Here is a 19,082-nt window from a genome sequence, read left to right as displayed (position 1 = left end):
AATGGCTACAGGAATTAAAGATAAAGTTGCAATTTTGGGGATGGGTTGCTCACGCTTTGGCGAGAGATGGAATGACAATGCTGAGGACTTGATTGTCGAAGCCTTCGTAGAAGCAATTGAAGATGCAGGAATAGATAAAAGTCAAATCGATGCAGCGTGGTTCGGCACTGGCATCGAAGAACAACATGTTGGAAAATCAGCCGTTCCTCTCTCGATGGCTCTGCGTCTGCCCAATATTCCAGTTACTCGCGTCGAAAACTACTGTGCCAGTGGATCAGAAGCACTGCGCGGAGCGGTCTATGCTGTCGCATCAGGTGCGGCTGACATTGCGATGGCAGTTGGCGTAGAAAAACTTAAAGACACAGGATATGGCGGGCTTCCACAGCGAAGTCGTGGTGCAGTAAATGATTTATTCTGGGCCAATGCATCGGCACCAGGTTCTTTTGCGCAACTTGCTTCTGCATATGCGGCCAAGCATAAAATCAACGCAAAAGACTTGAAACGTGCGATGGCACATGTATCGGTCAAAAGCCATGAAAACGGTTCAAAAAACCCTAAAGCCCATCTGCGTAACAAAATCGACGAAGACAAAGTTATGAATGCGCCGATGATTGCTGAACCTCTTGGGCTTTTTGACTGCTGCGGTGTAAGCGATGGTTCCGCTGTTGCAATTGTCACAACCCCCGAGATTGCTAAATCACTGGGTAAAAAAGACCTGGTGACGGTAAAAGCAATGCAACTATCCGCTTCAAATGGACGCGAAGCACAACATAATTCCTGGGATGGCAGTCACTTCGTAACGACACGCGCGGCAGCCAAACGCGCCTATCAGGAAGCAGGCATCACAAACCCACGCGAGCAAATCAGTATGTTTGAAGTGCATGATTGCTTCTCAATTACCGAACTGGTGACGATGGAGGATCTTTTCATTTCTTCGGAAGGACGTGCTGTAAACGATATTATGGACGGTTTCTATGATGCTGACGGCAAGATCCCCTGCCAAATTGATGGTGGATTGAAATGTTTTGGGCATCCAATCGGTGCATCAGGCATTCGTATGATCTATGAAATGTATCTTCAATTGAGCGGCCGAGCGGGTGAACGCCAACGGGAGGACGACCCAGTGTTTGGAATGACACATAATCTTGGCGGCTTCCCTCATCAAAATGTCTGCTCACTAACCATTGTTGGGCGTGAAGGCGCTTAGTCAGCAAATGTTGAAAAAAGAAAAGCCCGGATATTCCCCGGGCTTTTCAAAGTCAATGTAGTCAAACACTTAGAAAGTCAGTGCTGTACCTACGAAGAAGACCGTTGCGTTTTCGCCGCCATCACCTTCGAGATCGTCTTCACCTTCAAAGAACTGCACACCACCAAATGCAGTAATGCCTGGGCCCAGAACATACTGTCCACCGACTACGACCGCATCGAGATGACCATCGGCAGCGTCATCAAGATCGATACCTGCATACTGGACACCAACTTTCCACGGACCTTGGCCGTATGTCACACCAACATTGTAATCATGACGTTCTCTGTCATCAGTGCCATCATCATTATCCGTGAATTTATATCCAGCGCCAACGACAAATCCGCCAAACCCAACATTGAAACCACCGGTGATTTCATCTGTGTCGTCTGACGTGCTGCGAGTGATCAAGTCATATCCTAATGAAGCATTCAACGCAACGGAACCGATTTTACCGGAATAGTTTGCACCGATAGAGTACGCCTCATCTTCAGCACCTTCGTCTGCAATGATGGCGTAAGGAGAAGCTGTGCCTGTTTCCTCGTCTCCATCAGGAGTGTAGGATACACCAAGCTGGAATCCGCTGAAACGAGGCGTAAAGTAAGTAATTTTATCCGCATCGCTTACTTCTGTTGCAGATGTGGCAGGTGTTTCAAATCCACCAGCTTCCGCATTTGGATCGTTCAAGCTCCATGCCGGTACTGGTGATGGTGATGCATAATGCATCAAATAGGCAGCAGAGTTTTCTGAACCGACGTTGATACGACCAAATGCACCTTCTACATACATGTAGGTCTCATCAACCTGATCGTTATCCTGACGAGCTTCGAGCTGGATGTTGACACCAAATGTAAGTCCATTATCTAGTGTTGTTTCACCAGTGAAATGAACTTCACCTTCGTGACGAATATCTGTTGGCAGCTGATCACCATTGTCATAATCAGCAACAACAAAAGAGGTTTGTAAATAACCGCTCAAACCCAGTTTTATCTTCTCAGCTGCAACGGTGGGGGTCGCTGCTAGCGTTGAAGCTGCCACGATCGCGCTCGTGCCCAGAATCAATTTTTTCATTTAAATCTCCATTTTGCCGAATGGCAAAACTGTAAGTGAGTGAACCAAGATTAGTTGATTTTTTTCAACTGGTTAGGTTTTAGACGCATGCGCCCGTCCGGAGATAGTGACGAGCATCACAAAACAAAAAAGAGCCTATAAAGAAAAAGAAAAAACGTGCGCGCGATTACAAAATTTAACGCAACAACATACTGTTACGAAAAAGACACGATTTTAGAAATGAGTCTAATAATTACAAAGGTTTATAGGCCAACCTCAGTCCACCCCAATGCCTTCCTTTAACCACGATGGGCGCGCTTAAGTCTTTCATGGTTGCAAACACTCCGCCCCCCATATCACGCCGGTAGGTTTGCAGTAGAATCGGTTTTTGATTTTTAGCAGCGGCAATACCAGTACGATCATCAAAAATTCTACGGTTCCGGGAGTTACCCATATTCCAGTCAGGCTCTCCCGGACGCTGAGGCTGCGCAAATTTCAGGTTATGTGTCGGGAGATAACCGTTCCGATCCACCGCTGCGCAAAATACAACTGCCGGATCGAACTCCAACACTGGCTCCTGAATTGAAGGTAGGACTTCATCGGTAAACAGCGTAAATGTTGTTAAAACCTGAACAGGGTCGGTTCCTTCTATGGGCTTGTATTCTTCATCGAACAAATCCTCCATTGAAAGCTTTCCACTATCTACAGCCTGCTCGAAAATTTCAGATATACGGGCTGACTTTTCTTTCACTAATGCAATAAATCGACTGTCTTCAGTCTCATGATCACTATTCGCCAATAATTCGATTAATGTTTCGCTGACTTTCAACAATCCATTTGCGGCCTCATCAGCTACAGCCAAATTTTTCGACGTCTTTTCATTTCCCTCTATCAGGTCAGTCATGCGCGCAGCAACAGAGTCACATTGCTGCTGATTTTTCTCAGCCACAGACGCAATATTACCAACGTTCAAATCGATCTGGTCCAGATTTACCCGCAAAGCTTCGAATATCTCCGAAATGCTGGTGGTCCCCTCCTGCACACTTTCCGCCTTAGCAGTGTTGACCTCACTCTCGCTCTGCAGAGAAGTCACCTGACCTGTCAGTTCATTTACTGTATCTGTAATCTCAACTGTCGCTTTTCTTGTTTCATCAGCAAGACTTTTCACCTCACTTGCCACAACAGCAAACCCTTTACCTGCCTCTCCTGCGCGAGCAGCTTCGATTGTCGCATTGAGCGCGAGCAGGTTAGTTTGGCTCGCAATGCCTTCAATGCCTGCCGCCACTTTGGCAACACTTTCTAGTGCTGCGCTCAAACTGGTTAATTGCTGCTCCATACTCTGGACACCCTTTACAAGGGCAAAAATATTTTCAACAGCGTTTTGAATATTTTTCTGAGAGGATTGAACATCATTACTCGCAGAAGACGTCGCCTCTTTGGTTTTTAGAACTGTATCCTCAATACTGCTATTGGTGGAGACCATCTCCTGAACAGCAGAAATAAGATCAGTTATAATGGAGTTTTGTTGCTGACTTCTGCCATGAACTTCTGAAATCTGCCCTGCAATATCTGCAGCCGTAACTCCAAGCCCGCCAGTTCGAGATGCAATTTCCGCGACTATGTCTCTCTGTTCGCTTGACATTCTCTATTCTCACCCCCGATTAAATTTTCACATGCCCTGATAACAAGCCTCCAAAATGCATAAATTAGGTAAATCTTTAGTTAAATTAAAATTCTGTTCTTCAGTCTCAATCCGATCTGGGGAAGCTGTTATTATTCTATTGTCAATATCGCAATGATTGTTGTATCAGAAACAACACTGGCCCCGTAGCTCATCAGGATAGAGCACCAGATTCCTAATCTGGGGGTAGCAGGTTCGAGTCCTGCCGGGGTCACCATTAAAAAACCGGCTCAAGAGCCGGTTTTTTGTATTTAAATATGAACGAATTTATCATTACAATACGCAATGTTTCGCAAAATCTGCCGCCTCTTTGGCGGTTACATTCTCTGCGCCTTTTTCCTTGATATCCTCACACCATTCTTTACTGCCCACTTCAGGCGAACAGGCAGAAACAGCGAAAGAAAGCATCACAACTGAAAATCCGGTGCAAACAATTTTGGCTACTGATTTCATTCAGGTTCCTTTGAATAATTTGGGGAGCGGTTCTACCGCTCCCCAACCGATATTATTTACTTTCAATAGTAATTGTAGCGCGGCGGTTTTCCTGTTTCTTAACCCCATCGCCGGTCGGGACAGCAGTTCTATCCTCACCGTAGCTGCGCATAATTACGTTTTTTGGGTCAAGCCCCATATCCATTGCCATTAATGCAAGCGCTTCAGAACGTCTTTCAGAAAGTGCGGCATTATATTCTGCGGACCCGGAAGTGTCCGTATAGCCAGCAATTGTCACACGAGGACGCTTGAAATTACTCACGTAATCTACAGCTTCCTTAACCTTAGCTTTTGAGCCTGGTAACATACTGGTGCTGTCAAAATGGAATAGAACTTCCCATGTTTTGGCTTCTGCTACCATTTCCTTCTTCGCTGGCGCAGGCGCTGGTGCAGGAGCTGGCTTTGCCACCATAGTCATTTTATCGACATCCGCCATCGCAGCTACAAATGCGTCACGGCAGGCAGCAATATGATCAGGCTGGAAGTTTTCTTCCTGCTCCTGAACCCAACAATCAAAGCTGGTTTGTGCGCGAGCAAGTTGAACTGTCGCCTTGTCTTTTGCTGTACCGTTCAGGGCCGCTACCAAGCGGTTATACGCGCCGGTTAACACGGGCACACGATCTTCCGGAATTTTCCATTCACCAGGATTATAAGGCGCAACATCATTACCCCGTGCTGCAGACATTGCCTTAACGGCGAAACGGTCGGCGTCTGTATAGTCACCTTCACCATATTCACCGCGTGATAATGTGATATAATCATTGTAAAGCGCTTGAGAAAATGCTGACCCGGAAGCTGTCATCATTTCCGCCTCACCAAGTTTTCCACCGCAAGCTGCAAGCGTCACGGACGCTGCACCAAATACAGCAAAGGTAATTAACTTTTTCATATCTCTCCCCTAATAATTGAGTAAAAGCACTCAAAAAGAGCCTCAGCATTTTCTACCGGCATACCCCTTACGGAAATCACGGCAGACATAAATATAGAATATATTTCTAATACTCTAATAGTTATTCATCCCGAATACTTGGAGTCAATGTAATCCGGCTGGACTATATTTCAATGTTAAGTGACAAAAATGTAGCATTTTTTGACCGTCCAGACATCAATTCCTCGAAATGGGACACTTGAATCCACCGATAATCTCTAAACATAGCGCGATTGTGACAATTATTTACCAGTTCGGTTAATTGCTAATTTTTCCTCAAGGGTGAAAAGCTGGTCTGGTCGGATATGAATTACCTTCCGCAAGCCCCCAAGGACCAGATGAACGAAAAACCATCCATTTAAAAGGAGGGCGACTGGTCAGCCTGTACTCCACTTCTCCATTTCTGATAATGGTGACAGTCACCGGCAATACCGCATCTGACTTTTCAAAATTGCACCGCACCGCACTTGTTGGCAGCCAGAAACGGGTGGGGACTTTACTTTGTAGTCTTTGCCGCGCGAGTTGACCGTTACGTCGCAATAAATAGCAATCTCCAGAAATTTTTTCTGTTTTATCGCCGGTGACATCAATGAGGATAAATTTCTCCGCAGAAGCCGGATTTGAAATTGCCTCCGCAAATATCGTGAGTAAGGCAAGAGCTATAATTCTTAACAACGCAATCATAGCCTAAACAGTAGAGTGGATCGGTTAATAAAAACAAAAAAACCTGATTTGCGCGCAAATCAGGTTCAATACACTTTAGTTGGGTTGGAACTTAAGATGTTTCGGGCAAATCGATATCCAGTATCGTCATATGAAATGCGAAAGAAACTTCCCCCTCATCCTCGTCACGATAGACGACACCAATAAACTCATCGTCCAACATGACTTCCGCAGTCCCGTCAGATGGGCGTCTCTCTTTAACCACGAAGGAATCATTCGCAAACTTTTCACGGAGATAGCGCTGCACACGCAAGGTTTCAGTTCTTGTCATATCGTCTTCCTATCCCGTTTCACAGAAGTTCCAGGCTGTCAGCAATTGGGCCTTTGATACCCTGTCTTACGACACAGCGCACTTTCGCATCAACACCGAACTTCTCCATATCGACCTCTGATCTCTCCAGCATATTAACATGGAAGAAGATTTTTTTGCCGCCACCATCGGGAGAGATCAAACCGTAATTGTGTTCTTCTACAAATTCCGTCACGACGCCTTCAACTTCCACATCCTGACCAGCAGGTGCCGCCACTTCACCTTCTTCCGGCTCATAAATGGCCGACACCTGTGCTCCACGATCTCCCGCGCTTAGATCGACAACTATACGCATACCTTCAGCAAGTTCGGTGTATGACGTGTCCTGCAACACTGAAATATGAATAAAAGCATCTGGTGAGCCATCCGAGGGAGAGACAAAACCAAATCCTTTACTCTCATCAAAAAATTTTACTGTTGCTGCAATTTTTTTCTTAACAGCTTTAGCGGGCTTGCGATCAACCATCCAATAAGGACCTCTTTAGTAATTTCTCCCCCTGCAATACATAAAAAGGAAGAGAATCTCAATCAATTCCGTGTATTCTTTTCGAAATTCCCGACGCAGTGCCAAAATTGCAAGCGATGCGTTGCTGTATCAGGACTGGAATCCGTGCGCACGTCGACTTACACTATTTTGTACAAGTCTTACAATTTCACTACGCACACCAACAGGTCCCTGATAATAAACTTTTGTACGGTTATTATTTTCCGACCAAGTTTCGATCTCAGAAGGTACATCCTCAATCGCATGAGGCCCCTCTGCGGCGAATAAACCCAGGCATACTATGGCATCCACCGCTTCCGCCAATCTGGACAATTCCTGAGCAATCGAAGGTGATTGCTCTAAAAATGCAACCCCGAGGTTCTGGGTTTTTGCAATTTCGCCAAGCTGGTCACGCTGATAATATGCCGCTTCCGCCGATGCAGAGTTTTTCTCAGAGCCATGTGCGATCAGTAGAAAAGCAGTTTTACCAATACTCAATTCATTCTCGTACACACATTCCTTGGCCATTTGATTCAAGATTTCAGCAAGCTCAGGATCAACTCCTAAAGAATCACACTGATAAATTTGATGCGTTTCATCCAGATATTTGAAATCTTCCAGCGCAAAAAGTTGAGGTATTCGTTTTTTGACAAAATACCCTTCACTCATGAAAAACGGCAACAGAAAGCTCTCGCCAGCAGGAATGATCGGTTTAGCAGCCTCATCCATTAAATAATACGTTTGCACTTTTCCAAATCGAGGACTAAGACGTAGGGTTTCTGCATGCTCTTCAATAGCGATTTTGGCTCTTTCGCTTGTAGTAGAGCCATGACCGATCAATATCAACGTGGGCCTGGATGGTTGCATAAAACTCACCATAAAGAGTTACAAAAGATCGGTAAATGGGCTTCCTGAAAAATATTCCAAACTGCAACCTTCAGCAGCTCTCACCACCATATCTTGCGTGTATAAAACTCAACTATTATCCGTTACAAGAGAAATTATAGGCGAAATTATTTGAGATAGAGGAACAACTAGTTGAATTGAGGCTAAAACCATGCTTTAGTCTCAGGAAAAATAACAAGAAACACTAACAAATACAGGGAGTAGAAATATGCTTAAAAAGACTGTTTTGTCTATTGCTGCGGCTACGACTGTTGCTGGCTTCGCATTTGGCGCATCAGCAGCGGAAATGGTTGATGGACCATCAGTAAAATGGAATTTGTCTGTTTGGGGAAAGCAGCGGGCGTTTACAGCCGGCATTGAAGAAATTTCCAAATATGTGGACGAACGGACTGGCGGAAAATTCAAAATTAAGATTCACTACGGTGAAGCGCTGTCCAAATCCAGAGAGAATCTGGACGGTATTTCCTTGGGAGCATTCCAGATGGCAATGTTCTGCTCTGCATACCATCCAGACAAAAACCCAACTCTGAGCGGTCTTGACCTGCCATTCTTACCGTTCCCCAACCTTCGCACCCAAGCGAAAGTGCATGAAGCTTACTACGCACATCCTGCTGTAGAAAAAGATCTCGCTCGCTGGAATGCCAAACTCCTGATGAGCTCTTTGCTGCCACAGTATGAATTTACGGGTGTTGGTAAGCCACCACTGACACTGGATGACTGGAAAGGTATGCGTGTACGTGCCCTTGGCGGCATCGGTAAAGCGATGACAAAACTTGGCGCAATTCCAACGACTGTTACTGCCTCTGAAGTTTACACATCATTGGAGCGTGGCACTGTTGATGCAGCGTCATTCCCATTCACTTATGCGCATGTTGCCTATAAACTCACAGATATTGGTAAATGGCACACTTCAAACCTGAGCCCAGGAGCGAACAACTGTCCAGTTGTGGTAAACATTCCAGCCTACAATGAATTGCCTGACCAGTACAAAACCCTTCTGGAAGAAGCCAAAACACCTGCTTATGAGTCCCTGTTCGTGGCTTACGAAAAAGCAGATGCCAAAAACTTTCCTCTCATGAAGGAAAAAGGTCTTCAGTCGATCAAATACACTGACGCTGAACTGGACGAGTTTCGTAAAGTTGGCGCGAAACCCGTATGGGACGACTGGATCAAGGAAATGGCTGAAAAAGACATTAATGGTCAGGAGTTGCTTGACCTGATCCTGACAACTGCCAAACAGTAATAGGTGATGAATGTGGGGCCGGTATAGCTTTCACGCTACCGGCCCCTTTTTCGTGGAAATTCCAAATAAATCTAACCACTAAGAAGTTAGAAGAAATACAAACGGCTCCAACTGGAGCTTATTGGTTCCTCTTTCTAGAGAGATAGTCAATGATAACACACTCAGTTTCTCCTCAAGAGCCGCCGACAGGGCTACTTGGCAAATTTGATTTCTGGTTTTCTAAACTGGAAAACTTTCTTAACGGTTTCTCGGCTACGGCAATTTTTATCGTCATGATCCTCGGCGTGTCGCAAGTACTTGGCAGAAAATTACTGGATATGCCGATTTACGGCTATATCGACTTCATCGAACAAAGCATGGTGATTTTTGCCTTTTTTGGTATTGCCTATTGTCAACGCTTAGGTGGTCATGTCCGTATGGATCTGTTTATGGCAAAATTCAACGGTCGCACGCTGTACTTCTTTGAGTTTCTAGCAACGCTCGTTGGTCTTTTTGTCATAACCGTACTCATCCAGAAAAGCTGGCTTCACTTTGAAAGAGCTTATGATTTTGGCGACTCTACGATTGATATCGGCCTGCCTATCTGGCCCGCAAAGCTGATAATTCCGCTAGCCTTTGGTGTCTTATGGATCCGCTTTGCCATTCAGGCGGTTGGTTTCGGACGCATGTTCATTTATCCAAACGCCCCAATTGTCGCTATTCCCGTGATCGAAGATGTGGAGGAACAGGCTCGGCATGAGATTGCCGATGCATTGGGAGAAGAAGCCGCCAAAGAAGCAGAATTTGACAAATCGTACCGTAAATCCGGGGGGAAAAAATAATGGAACTCGATCCTCTAGTTACCGGCATTATCGGTATGGGCGCCCTGATGCTAATGGTTTTCCTGGGTGTCCGGGTTTATATCGCCGCCACAGTTGTAGGTATGATCGGCATAGTATCCATCATTGGATGGGATGCGGGTACCGGCATCGTTGGAACAATTCCACATTCCAAATCCACACTATATTCGCTAAGCGTTTTGCCAATGTTTATCCTGATCGGTTATTTGGCATTTCACGCAGGTATTACAACCGCCGCCTTTGATGCGGCAAAGAAATGGATTGGCTGGGTTCCCGGTGGCCTCGCTGTGGCATCGGTTTTTGCTGCTGCAGGTTTTGCAGCGGTCTCCGGTGCGAGTACTGCTACAGCAGCGGTATTCAGCCGCGTCGCCATCCCGGAAATGTTGCGCGCGGGTTATGATCGCAGGCTAGCTGCGGGTGTTGTTGCTGCTGGCGGTACGCTTGCGTCACTCATACCGCCTAGTGCTATTCTGGTTATTTACGCCATTATCGTTGAACAATCCGTGGGCGCATTATTGTTGGCAGGCTTCATTCCTGGCATCGTATCAGCGCTCATATACGCGTTCATTATTATGGGGCGTGCAACGGTTAATCCCAAGCTAGGACCACCAGTTCGCGGCTTTACAATGGCTGAACGGGTAAAATCCTTACCCGGAACATTACCTATCGTGGCTGTAATTGGCATTATCTTCAGCGCGATTTACGGTGGATGGGCAACTCCCACAGAAGCCGGTGCACTCGGAGCTTTTGTTGTTCTGATCCTTGCATTTGCTCACGGGATGAGAACCAAGCAATTAAAAGAAGCCTTATTTGAAACTGCCAAACTCAGTGTTATGATCTTCTCGATTATCTGGGGTGTTTTGGTATTCGTTCGTTTTCTCGGCTTCTCTGGCTTACCAGAAGCTTTTGCTGAATGGATCCTTGGGTTACCATTCCCGCCAACTGTAACCATTCTGCTCATTCTGTGCGGCTATGCCATTTTAGGTATGTTCATGGACGCAATTGGCATGCTGCTGCTAACTCTGCCAGTTGTGTATCCAGCAGTTATTGGCCTTGGCTATGATCCTATCTGGTTTGGAATTATCGTTGTGAAAATGGTTGAGATTTGCCTCATCACACCACCAATTGGATTGAACTGCTATGTCGTAAACGGTGTCCGGCCTGATATTCCGCTTGCGGATGTTTTCCGAGGGATCGGTCCGTTTTTTGTAGCAGATATTTTGACGGTGGCACTGTTTATAGCGTTCCCATCGCTCATTCTGTGGTTACCACAAACAATGCTGAACTAAGCCAAACTATCAAAAAAGAAAAGGCCCGCAGTAAAATGCGGGCCTTTTTTGTTCAGATATAAGAATTTAATCCGAAATATCGTCAATTTTCACTAGGAAAGCTTGATCGCTGAGCTGAGTTCGTGCAGTGTAGCTTCATAAAAATAAAAATAAAAAGGACCAAAAAATGGACTTTTCATTAACTGATGATCAGCTCTCAATTCGGGATAACGTGGCCGGACTTTGCGCACGTTTTAATGATGAATATTGGCACGACCATGATCGTACGGGTGAATTTCCGCACGAATTTCACAAAGCCATGGCTGATGCTGGCTGGCTCGGCATTACAATGCCTGAGGAGTTTGGTGGCGCCAATCTAGGTGTGACAGAGGCCGCTATAATGATGCATGAGGTTGCCAAGTCACCTGGTGGCATGTCTGCAGCCTCCGCAATTCATATAAATATTTTTGGTCCGCATCCTATTGTCGTATTTGGTAATCAGGAACAAAAAGAACGATGGTTACCTGATCTGATCCAAGGGAAGATCAAAACCTGTTTTGGTGTAACCGAACCTAATTCCGGCCTTAACACTTCTGCGATCCAGACAAAGGCTGTGTGGAATAAAGACCACTACATTGCCAACGGGCAAAAAATGTGGACAACAACTGGACAAGAAGCAGACAAAATAATGCTTCTTGCAAGGACAACACCAATCGAAGAGTGCAAGAAACCCACCGATGGATTGTCCATCTTCTATACCGACTTGAACCGCGAACATTGTGATGTCCGTGTCATCGAAAAAATGGGGCGAAAAGCTGTAGACTCAAACGAAGTCTTTATTAATGACCTGCCGATCCCAAAAGAAGATCTCGTTGGGGAAGAGGGTAAAGGGTTTTATTACCTGCTTCATAGCCTTAATCCAGAAAGAGTTCTTATCGGTGCCGAGGGTGCCGGCGTTGGCATGAACGCCCTGGCCAGAGCAACAAAATATGCCAAAGACCGTGAGGTATTCGGCAGGCCAATTGGGCAAAATCAGTCCATCCAGCATCCACTGGCTGAAAACTGGATGGAATTGGAAGCTGCCATGTTGATGGCAATGAAGGCTGCTTATCTTTACGATAGTGGACAAGAATGCGGAACATATGCGAATGCCGCCAAATATATGGGCGGCGAAGCAGGGTTTAAGGCCTGCCAGCAAGCTGTTCTCACTCACGGTGGCGTAGGTTATGCCAAAGAATTTACAGTGGAAAGATTAATGCGCGAAGTCATGATTTGCCGTATTGCCCCAATCAGCCCACAATTAATTCTGTGCTACATTGCGGAAAAGGCTCTCGGCCTGCCAAAATCATACTAATAGGCCAGCCATGAACACACATTCTCAAAGCGACGGCCCTTTAAGTGGGGTAAAAATCGCGGACTTAACTTCCGTCCTGCTCGGGCCTTTTGCGACACAAATTCTGGCAGATCACGGTGCTGACGTCATAAAAATAGAAGGCTTGGATGGTGATACAACGCGTGATATCGGGCCCCGTCATTCAGAAGGCATGGCCGCTGTATACATGCATGCAAACCGAAATAAACGAAGCCTGTCCATTGACCTGAAAAATAAAGACGGCAAAGCAGCTTTTGTCGAATTTCTGAAAACTGTAGACGTTTTTGTTCACAACATGCGCCCTTCCGCAGTTAATCGGCTAGGCCTCAGTTACGAAGAAGTTAAAAAAATAAATCCGGGTATCATTTATTGCGGTGCATTTGGGTTTTCACAGGATGGTCCTTATGCGAACAAGCCTGCTTATGACGATATGATTCAGGGCGTAAGTGGAATTGCCGCAACCCAAAGCGATCTGGTCGGACGGCCATCCTATATGCCTACTGTATTAGCCGACAAAGCAACCGGTCTGACTGTCGTTTATGCGATCACAATGGCGCTCTTTCACAAAGAGCGGACAGGCAGAGGACAAGAAGTCAAAGTCCCTATGTTCGAGACTATGGTCCAATTTCACATGCTGGAACATATTTATGGAGAACATTTTATTCCCCCGCAGGGAACAGCAGGATACCCACGAGCCACTTCTCCGACGCGCCATCCATACAAGACCAAGGATAACAAAATGATTGGCGTGTTGCCCTATGTCGACAAACAGTGGAAAGCGTTTTTTGATCTGGCCGAGCGACCCGAGCTCATGCAGGACCCCCGCTTTTGCAGCATTTCCAAAAGATTGGCAAACATTGATGAACTGTATTCTATTCTCTCTGACATAATCGAAACACGCACTGCTGAAGAGTGGCTATCAATGCTAGACGAAGCCGGAATTCCTGCAGTCCCGATTAATACTGCGAGTGATCTCATTTCCGATCCACATCTGGTCGCGACCAACTTCTGGCATGAAATGGAGCACCCTACTGAGGGAAGGCTGCGTTTCACCGGCATACCAACTCAGTTTTCGCAAACACCGGGCAGCATACGCCGTCACCCACCCCTGTTGGGTGAACATTCGAAAGAAGTACTTATTGAGTCTGGTGTTCCAGAAGATACAATCAATAACCTAATTAAGAGCAAAGCAATAAAAACTGCCTGATGCCACCCTGGCGTTGGAAAATGGGGGGAAGCGATGCATATAAGAGATTTTGCAAAATCTCAGCCAGATAAAGCTGCGGTAATAATGGCCAGCACAGGCGAGGTAATAACCTACCAACAGCTAGATGAGCGATCTAATCAGGTTGCCCAGTTTTTGCGTGCTCAGGGGCTGAAAATCGGCGACCACATCGCGTTCTTTCTTGAAAATAATAACCGCTTTCACGAACTCTGTTGGGGGGCACAAAGAGCAGGTTTGTATTACACCGCCATTTCTTCCAGACTCTCCGCGGAAGAAGCTGCGTATATCATTAATGATTGTGGTGCAGAGCTATTTATTACCTCAACATATCTTGAAAAAACAGCGACAGAGATCAAACCTCTCCTGAGAACAGTTCGCCAATGCCTGATGATGAATGGCACCACGGAAGGCTTTTCAAGTTATGAACAGGAAACGGAACGATATCCAATCACGCCTCTTGAGGACGAATGTGAAGGCGCGGACATGCTTTATTCATCGGGAACAACAGGGCGCCCCAAGGGCGTGAAACCGGTGGAAATTGGAAATCCGATTGGCTCTGAAGATAACTTGTACAATATCCTGAAAGCCCTCTACAGTTTTGACAATGATGTCGTGTATCTGTCTCCGGCTCCGCTCTATCACGCGGCACCACTTCGATATAACATGCGTGTCCAACGTTTTGGCGGCACATGCGTGATTATGGAGAAATTTGATCCTGAAACCTATCTGGAACTGGTTCAGAAGTATAAAATTACACACACTCAACTGGTTCCGACGATGTTTGTCCGCATGCTTAAGCTGCCTGAAGAAATTCGTAACCAGTATGATGTCAGTTCCCTTAAAGTTGCCATTCATGCAGCCGCCCCCTGCCCGGAAAAAATTAAACGGCAAATGCTCGAATGGTGGGGACCAATTATCTATGAATATTACGGTGGCACGGAAGGAAACGGATATTGTACAACCGGACCCCAGGAATGGCTGGAACACCCCGGTACAGTTGGTAAAGCCGTCATTGGCGTTATTCATATCGTCAATGATTTTGGACAAGAACTGCCACCCAATGAAACCGGTACAATCTACTTTTCCGATGGAAAGGATTTTGAGTACCACAACGATCCGGAAAAAACCGCTGAAAGCTATAATGAAAAGGGTTGGAGCACGCTTGGAGATATTGGTTATTTGGATGAAGACGGATATCTGTATCTCACGGATCGTAAAAGTTTTATGATCATTTCCGGTGGCGTCAACATATACCCCCAAGAAATAGAAGATCATCTCATCAATCACCCCGCTGTTTATGATGTCGCTGTCTTTGGCATCCCCAATGCGGATTTTGGTGAGGAGGTTAAAGCTGTCGTTCAACCTGTAAATATGTCAATCGCAAATGACCGATTGGCAGAAGAGCTCATCACTTACTGCCGTGATCATTTAAGTCCCATCAAATGTCCAAAGTCACTTAATTTTATGGAACAGCTTCCCCGCCATCCGACGGGAAAGCTGTATAAAAGGCTGCTACGTGATCGATACTGGAAAGACCACGAAAGCAAAATAATTTAAAATCACGAAGCCAGACGATCAGGCTGTTGAAGGGTAGCGAATGTATTCAAAGTTTGAATGGCAGCCTTTGCCGCTTCTTGCCCTTTCTGAACAAAGTGATTTGCAAAAAACTCCATATGTGCTGGCACCTCTTGGAAATTGTGCGGTGTTAGCACAACAGAGAGCACCGGAACTTCTGTATCCAGCTGCACTCTCATCATACCATCCAGCACTGTTCTGGAGACAAAATCATGACGGTAAATACCACCATCAACTATGAGACCGGTCGCCATAATCAAATCATGCGAATTACTCTTAGCAAGCTTTTGCGCCATTAAAGGAATTTCCAGACTTCCAGGGACATCAATCACATCAATTCTCTGTTCAGTCAAACCGGCTTTCACGAGATCCTGAATAAAGGATCCAGTGGCATTCGATACAATATCTATGTGCCAGTTCGCCTGAATAACAGCAATTTTACGAGTTGAGTTCTTGACCGCTGAATGAAGACTGTCGGAATTATTCTTTTCGTTCATTTTTTTGCCTCAGTTTCAAAAATCATCAAAAACTCAAGGCAAAACATTAATCCTCAACGAGACATCTCTGTCACGAGTGAGATTATCATGTTCTCTTTCATCCGGACTGTAACCGTCGGCTTTGGATTTACACCAAATCTGCTGACCTCAATCATTGAGCGCTCGCGGGCTTAAGCATTTGCTTTCACCGCCGGTAGGGACTTTCACCCTGCCCTGAGAACATTCCGCTCGCAGTCGAGCGCAATATTGCGATCATAATTTCACAGTGTTTTTTGAAAAGCAAGCCACTTGAGGGCGGCTCTACGACAAGGCTTCCCTTAAATCAGCCAGACTTATAGGTTGGTATAACTTTGGACTGAAGAAAGACCACGGGCGCTACCAATGGTTTTTGCAAAATCAACATAATTGGGATTGTAACCCGTAACCACCATAATCTTTGCGGAACACCCGACTTCAGCTAGCCAATTAACCAGCTCAATTCCTTCAACGCCCGGCATGACCATATCAAGTATAATAACGGTTGGATCAAAATTTTTGAAAGTTTCCTTGAAGGTATCGGCCTGGTCGGTTACCCGCACATCATATCCCATGCCTTCAGCTACCTGCTTCACAAAGTCAGCAAATAGTTTTTCGTCGTCGATTATTAATGCGCGCTTTTCACTCATTGCCTAAAATACAAATGTTTACATCTACTACTATATTGCTCGAATCATAAAGGTATCAAGCTTTGCACGAGGAAGATTTTACAGAAACCCTAAAAGCGGCGATCACATACAATCAGCTCGAACGTTACTTTACTCCTAAAGATAGTGACCTAGACAGGTTAACAAATCACTTCGAAATAGCACCCGATATAAAAGAGATTGAAAAAGATCGGGATTCAGCTGGCGGTTTAAAGTTATCCCATGCGCAAAGGCGCATGCTAATTCTGTTGGTTGCACTTTGGAACGGTAGAGAAGCTGATCGTATCTTTGCAGAAGGAATCGGCTCCTTCCCCAAACTGCTTCACTCAATGGACCGAAACAACAGAGAGCTTGTGGCTGATCTAATTATTACATATCCGGGGTGGGGAAATTAGGCAGTTAATATTTGTTTCTGTCTATATAAGTTCCTATTTTAAGATCCGATACAACGCACATATCAAATCAGACAACTCATCGAAAAGGAATATGGATAAATGATGGATTGGTACAAGCTGCTGTCAAGCAAACGATATGGCCAGCAGCTCAACGACCCAGTTTCCGCTTCCCGAAGCCCTTTTCACAAAGATCAGGACAGAATTGTCTTCTCCAGCGCTTTTCGCCGGCTGCAGGATAAAACTCAGGTCCATTCGATGTCCGAAAGCGATTATGTTAGAACGCGTCTTACCCATTCGATGGAAGTTGCTTCAGTTGGGCGATCCTTGGGCGCCAACGCAGGACAGGTTGTGATCGACCGACATCTTAAAAATAGTGATTACACGGCCGCTGAATTTGGACATATCGTATCTGCTGCCTGCCTGGCACATGATATAGGAAACCCGCCTTTTGGCCATTTTGGCGAGGATACAATTCGTCACTGGTTCAACGTCAAACCCAATGCGCAGGGGCAACTTGATGAACTCTCCCCTCCGCAAAAAATGGACTTCCTGAATTTTGAAGGAAATGCGCAAGGATTTCGTGTTTTAACCAAGTTGCAAAACTGGCGCCACGACGGTGGTCTTCGCCTCACTTACGCAACTCTTGGCACCTTTATGAAATACCCTAGAACTTCAATAATCAGCGGCCAAATTGAGGATGATCAGGCCGGTAAAAAATTTGGTATTATGCAGTCGGAAATACCCGAGTTTGAAGAAATAGCAGAAGAACTTGGCCTTATCCGTCGTGGAACTGAAACATATTGGTGCCGGCACCCTTTGACCTATCTGGTAGAAGCTGCCGATGATATTTGTTATTCGGTTGTAGATATCGAAGATGGCTACAAGCTTGGTCGACTGGAATTTGATGAAACAGAAGATCTAATGCTGCGCCTGTTGGCTGAAGCCCCTCACCGTTACGGCGAAATCACCGATAATTCTGAGAAAATTTCGTATCTCCGCGCTAAATGCATTGGGCATCTTATCGGTGAGGTTTCCTCAATTTTCGCAGATTTTGAAGGGGAAATTCTAGCCGGTACTTTCAAGAAAGATCTGCTCAGCTATTCCATGAACGCTTCAATCTTTAAAGAGGTCGAAAACCTCTGTAAAAGTCGCATTTTCAATCATCGTGAAAGGATTCAGGCGGAGTTAAGAGGATCAGAAATTCTCAATACAATGCTTGATGCCTTCTTCATCGCTAATTCCGAGTGGGAACAGTATTTGAGAAATGGGACCTCGCCTTCCCCGCGCTCAAAAGTGGTCATGAATTTATTTGGCAATCAGCGCCAGCAGTCCAAGCCCCTTTATGAATGGTTGCTTGATATTACTGATTTTGTTTCCGGTATGACAGACTCATTTGCCGTTCGGCAATTTAATGATTTACGCGGTTATACTTAACAGGTCTTGAGGTAACAGAAAAAAACCTATACTCGCATCACAGTTTGGGTTACCCTCATAAGGTGCATTACACCATATTATGTCATCGAATTTGGCGGTGCCAGCATTGGGGGATTTTAACATGCTTGTTATCGTGACAGATGCGCATGTTTTATTTAGAGATGGAATAGAATTCGCATTGAATGAAGCCTGCTCCGCCGATTGCGAAGTCCTTCACTGTGATACCTACGACCAACTTCAAAGCTCGCTTAAGAAGTCAGGCTATGATCTGGTTGTCGTTGGCAGCAACACCCTTCCCGACAAAAGCTCACAAACCTTGACGAAACTCCGCCGAATGAGCGGCGGCAGCCCAGTGATCATCAGCGTTGATGAGCCAGCAGATGTGGCTCAGATAAAAGAAAACGGGCTTGATGGTGTTATTGAAAAAACAGCACCTGTGAGTAGTCACGTTAAATTGTTCGAATTGATAACGTCTGCTTTCCGCAAACACAAAAACAGCACCAGCAACGAACCGATCGGCGGTTCTGACAAGATCAGAAACCTTACCCCCAAACAACGGCAAATCTGGCAATTAATCTCTGTAGGATTAAGTAATCGCGAAATTGCCGAAAAAATGGGATTGTCAGAAGGTACCGTGAAAGTACACGCGACATCTTTATATAAACGGCTGTCAGTTAAAAACAGAACACAAGCTACTCTGATGGCTCACGATTTGTTTAATCAATAAGCCC

General features: G+C 45.5%; 20 protein-coding genes, 1 tRNA gene and 1 riboswitch. Of the genes, 11 read left to right on the top strand and 10 right to left on the bottom strand.

The annotated features are described in order from the left end of the window. Position 1: 1 nt before the first annotated feature. Positions 2 to 1,207 carry an acetyl-CoA acetyltransferase gene (locus JCM23214_RS17095; RefSeq protein WP_025900008.1) on the top strand — a complete coding sequence of 402 codons (1,206 nt, stop codon included), beginning with the start codon at positions 2 to 4 and terminating at the stop codon, positions 1,205 to 1,207. A 69-nt stretch (positions 1,208 to 1,276) separates the two neighbouring features. Here the strand turns inward: JCM23214_RS17095 and JCM23214_RS17090 are convergent, their stop codons facing one another. Beyond that, the gene (locus JCM23214_RS17090; protein ID WP_025900007.1) at positions 1,277 to 2,317 is read right to left on the bottom strand and encodes a porin; all 1,041 of its coding nucleotides are present in this window, start codon (positions 2,315 to 2,317) and stop codon (positions 1,277 to 1,279) included. A 232-nt stretch (positions 2,318 to 2,549) separates the two neighbouring features. Further along, a complete protein-coding gene (locus JCM23214_RS21550) occupies positions 2,550 to 3,938 on the bottom strand; it encodes a methyl-accepting chemotaxis protein (RefSeq protein ID WP_037493881.1) in 1,389 nt (462 codons plus the stop codon). A 179-nt stretch (positions 3,939 to 4,117) separates the two neighbouring features. Here JCM23214_RS21550 and JCM23214_RS17080 point away from each other — a divergent pair. Beyond that, a tRNA-Arg gene (locus JCM23214_RS17080) sits at positions 4,118 to 4,194 on the top strand. 56 nt (positions 4,195 to 4,250) lie between these two features. Here JCM23214_RS17080 and JCM23214_RS17075 read toward each other — a convergent pair. From JCM23214_RS17075 to JCM23214_RS17050, 6 genes are all read right to left on the bottom strand, one after another. Then, positions 4,251 to 4,430, bottom strand: a complete 180-nt coding sequence (locus JCM23214_RS17075) for a DUF3012 domain-containing protein (RefSeq protein WP_025900006.1) — start codon at positions 4,428 to 4,430, stop codon at positions 4,251 to 4,253. Between the two features lie 52 nt (positions 4,431 to 4,482). Further along, positions 4,483 to 5,358, bottom strand: a complete 876-nt coding sequence (locus JCM23214_RS17070) for an OmpA family protein (protein WP_025900005.1) — start codon at positions 5,356 to 5,358, stop codon at positions 4,483 to 4,485. Between the two features lie 315 nt (positions 5,359 to 5,673). After that, a complete protein-coding gene (locus JCM23214_RS17065; RefSeq protein WP_148301925.1) occupies positions 5,674 to 6,072 on the bottom strand; it encodes a hypothetical protein in 399 nt (132 codons plus the stop codon). 100 nt (positions 6,073 to 6,172) lie between these two features. Further along, positions 6,173 to 6,391, bottom strand: coding sequence for a DUF3126 family protein (locus JCM23214_RS17060; RefSeq protein ID WP_025900003.1), 219 nt, complete (start codon positions 6,389 to 6,391; stop codon positions 6,173 to 6,175). 19 nt (positions 6,392 to 6,410) lie between these two features. Next, positions 6,411 to 6,896, bottom strand: a complete 486-nt coding sequence (locus JCM23214_RS17055; protein ID WP_025900002.1) for a cold-shock protein — start codon at positions 6,894 to 6,896, stop codon at positions 6,411 to 6,413. Positions 6,897 to 7,025: 129 nt separating this feature from the next. Further along, positions 7,026 to 7,754, bottom strand: coding sequence for a CbiX/SirB N-terminal domain-containing protein (locus JCM23214_RS17050; protein ID WP_159104383.1), 729 nt, complete (start codon positions 7,752 to 7,754; stop codon positions 7,026 to 7,028). Between the two features lie 274 nt (positions 7,755 to 8,028). Between JCM23214_RS17050 and JCM23214_RS17045 the strand changes: the two genes are divergently transcribed. The 6 genes from JCM23214_RS17045 to JCM23214_RS17020 all read left to right on the top strand — a co-directional run bounded on the left by JCM23214_RS17045 (position 8,029) and on the right by JCM23214_RS17020 (position 15,324). Further along, positions 8,029 to 9,063 carry a C4-dicarboxylate TRAP transporter substrate-binding protein gene (locus JCM23214_RS17045; RefSeq protein WP_025900000.1) on the top strand — a complete coding sequence of 345 codons (1,035 nt, stop codon included), beginning with the start codon at positions 8,029 to 8,031 and terminating at the stop codon, positions 9,061 to 9,063. 149 nt (positions 9,064 to 9,212) lie between these two features. After that, a complete protein-coding gene (locus JCM23214_RS17040; RefSeq protein WP_025899999.1) occupies positions 9,213 to 9,884 on the top strand; it encodes a TRAP transporter small permease in 672 nt (223 codons plus the stop codon). Then, a complete protein-coding gene (locus tag JCM23214_RS17035; RefSeq protein WP_037493879.1) occupies positions 9,884 to 11,191 on the top strand; it encodes a TRAP transporter large permease in 1,308 nt (435 codons plus the stop codon). The genes JCM23214_RS17040 and JCM23214_RS17035 overlap by 1 nt, the downstream gene beginning before the upstream one ends. Before the next feature lie 166 nt (positions 11,192 to 11,357). Further along, positions 11,358 to 12,524 carry an acyl-CoA dehydrogenase family protein gene (locus tag JCM23214_RS17030; protein ID WP_025899997.1) on the top strand — a complete coding sequence of 389 codons (1,167 nt, stop codon included), beginning with the start codon at positions 11,358 to 11,360 and terminating at the stop codon, positions 12,522 to 12,524. 10 nt (positions 12,525 to 12,534) lie between these two features. Continuing rightward, a complete protein-coding gene (locus tag JCM23214_RS17025) occupies positions 12,535 to 13,749 on the top strand; it encodes a CaiB/BaiF CoA transferase family protein (protein ID WP_025899996.1) in 1,215 nt (404 codons plus the stop codon). A 33-nt stretch (positions 13,750 to 13,782) separates the two neighbouring features. Then, entirely contained in the window at positions 13,783 to 15,324 is a 1,542-nt protein-coding gene (locus JCM23214_RS17020) for an AMP-binding protein (protein ID WP_025899995.1), read from the top strand. A gap of 2 nt (positions 15,325 to 15,326) precedes the next feature. Here JCM23214_RS17020 and JCM23214_RS17015 read toward each other — a convergent pair whose 3' ends face one another. Together JCM23214_RS17015 and JCM23214_RS17010 are read right to left on the bottom strand one after the other, a co-directional pair. Further along, positions 15,327 to 15,839 (bottom strand): 6,7-dimethyl-8-ribityllumazine synthase, encoded by a 513-nt coding sequence (locus JCM23214_RS17015; protein ID WP_025899994.1) that lies wholly within the window; start codon positions 15,837 to 15,839, stop codon positions 15,327 to 15,329. 85 nt (positions 15,840 to 15,924) lie between these two features. Further along, positions 15,925 to 16,064, bottom strand: a riboswitch (FMN riboswitch). A 107-nt stretch (positions 16,065 to 16,171) separates the two neighbouring features. Next, the gene (locus JCM23214_RS17010; RefSeq protein ID WP_025899993.1) at positions 16,172 to 16,504 is read right to left on the bottom strand and encodes a response regulator; all 333 of its coding nucleotides are present in this window, start codon (positions 16,502 to 16,504) and stop codon (positions 16,172 to 16,174) included. 62 nt (positions 16,505 to 16,566) lie between these two features. Between JCM23214_RS17010 and JCM23214_RS17005 the strand changes: the two genes are divergently transcribed. The 3 genes from JCM23214_RS17005 (at position 16,567) to JCM23214_RS16995 (ending at position 19,078) form a co-directional block, all read left to right on the top strand. Further along, positions 16,567 to 16,917, top strand: a complete 351-nt coding sequence (locus JCM23214_RS17005) for a hypothetical protein (protein ID WP_025899992.1) — start codon at positions 16,567 to 16,569, stop codon at positions 16,915 to 16,917. Positions 16,918 to 17,016: 99 nt separating this feature from the next. After that, positions 17,017 to 18,351 (top strand): deoxyguanosinetriphosphate triphosphohydrolase, encoded by a 1,335-nt coding sequence (locus JCM23214_RS17000; protein WP_051548232.1) that lies wholly within the window; start codon positions 17,017 to 17,019, stop codon positions 18,349 to 18,351. 79 nt (positions 18,352 to 18,430) lie between these two features. Continuing rightward, positions 18,431 to 19,078, top strand: a complete 648-nt coding sequence (locus tag JCM23214_RS16995; protein WP_084264913.1) for a response regulator transcription factor — start codon at positions 18,431 to 18,433, stop codon at positions 19,076 to 19,078. Positions 19,079 to 19,082: the final 4 nt, after the last annotated feature.

Source organism: Sneathiella glossodoripedis JCM 23214, from assembly GCF_000616095.1.
In the GTDB taxonomy this organism is placed as follows: Bacteria; Pseudomonadota; Alphaproteobacteria; order Sneathiellales; family Sneathiellaceae; genus Sneathiella; species Sneathiella glossodoripedis.
The sequence above is the reverse complement of the archived record's forward strand: the minus strand, read 5'-3'. Positions and strand labels throughout refer to the sequence as shown.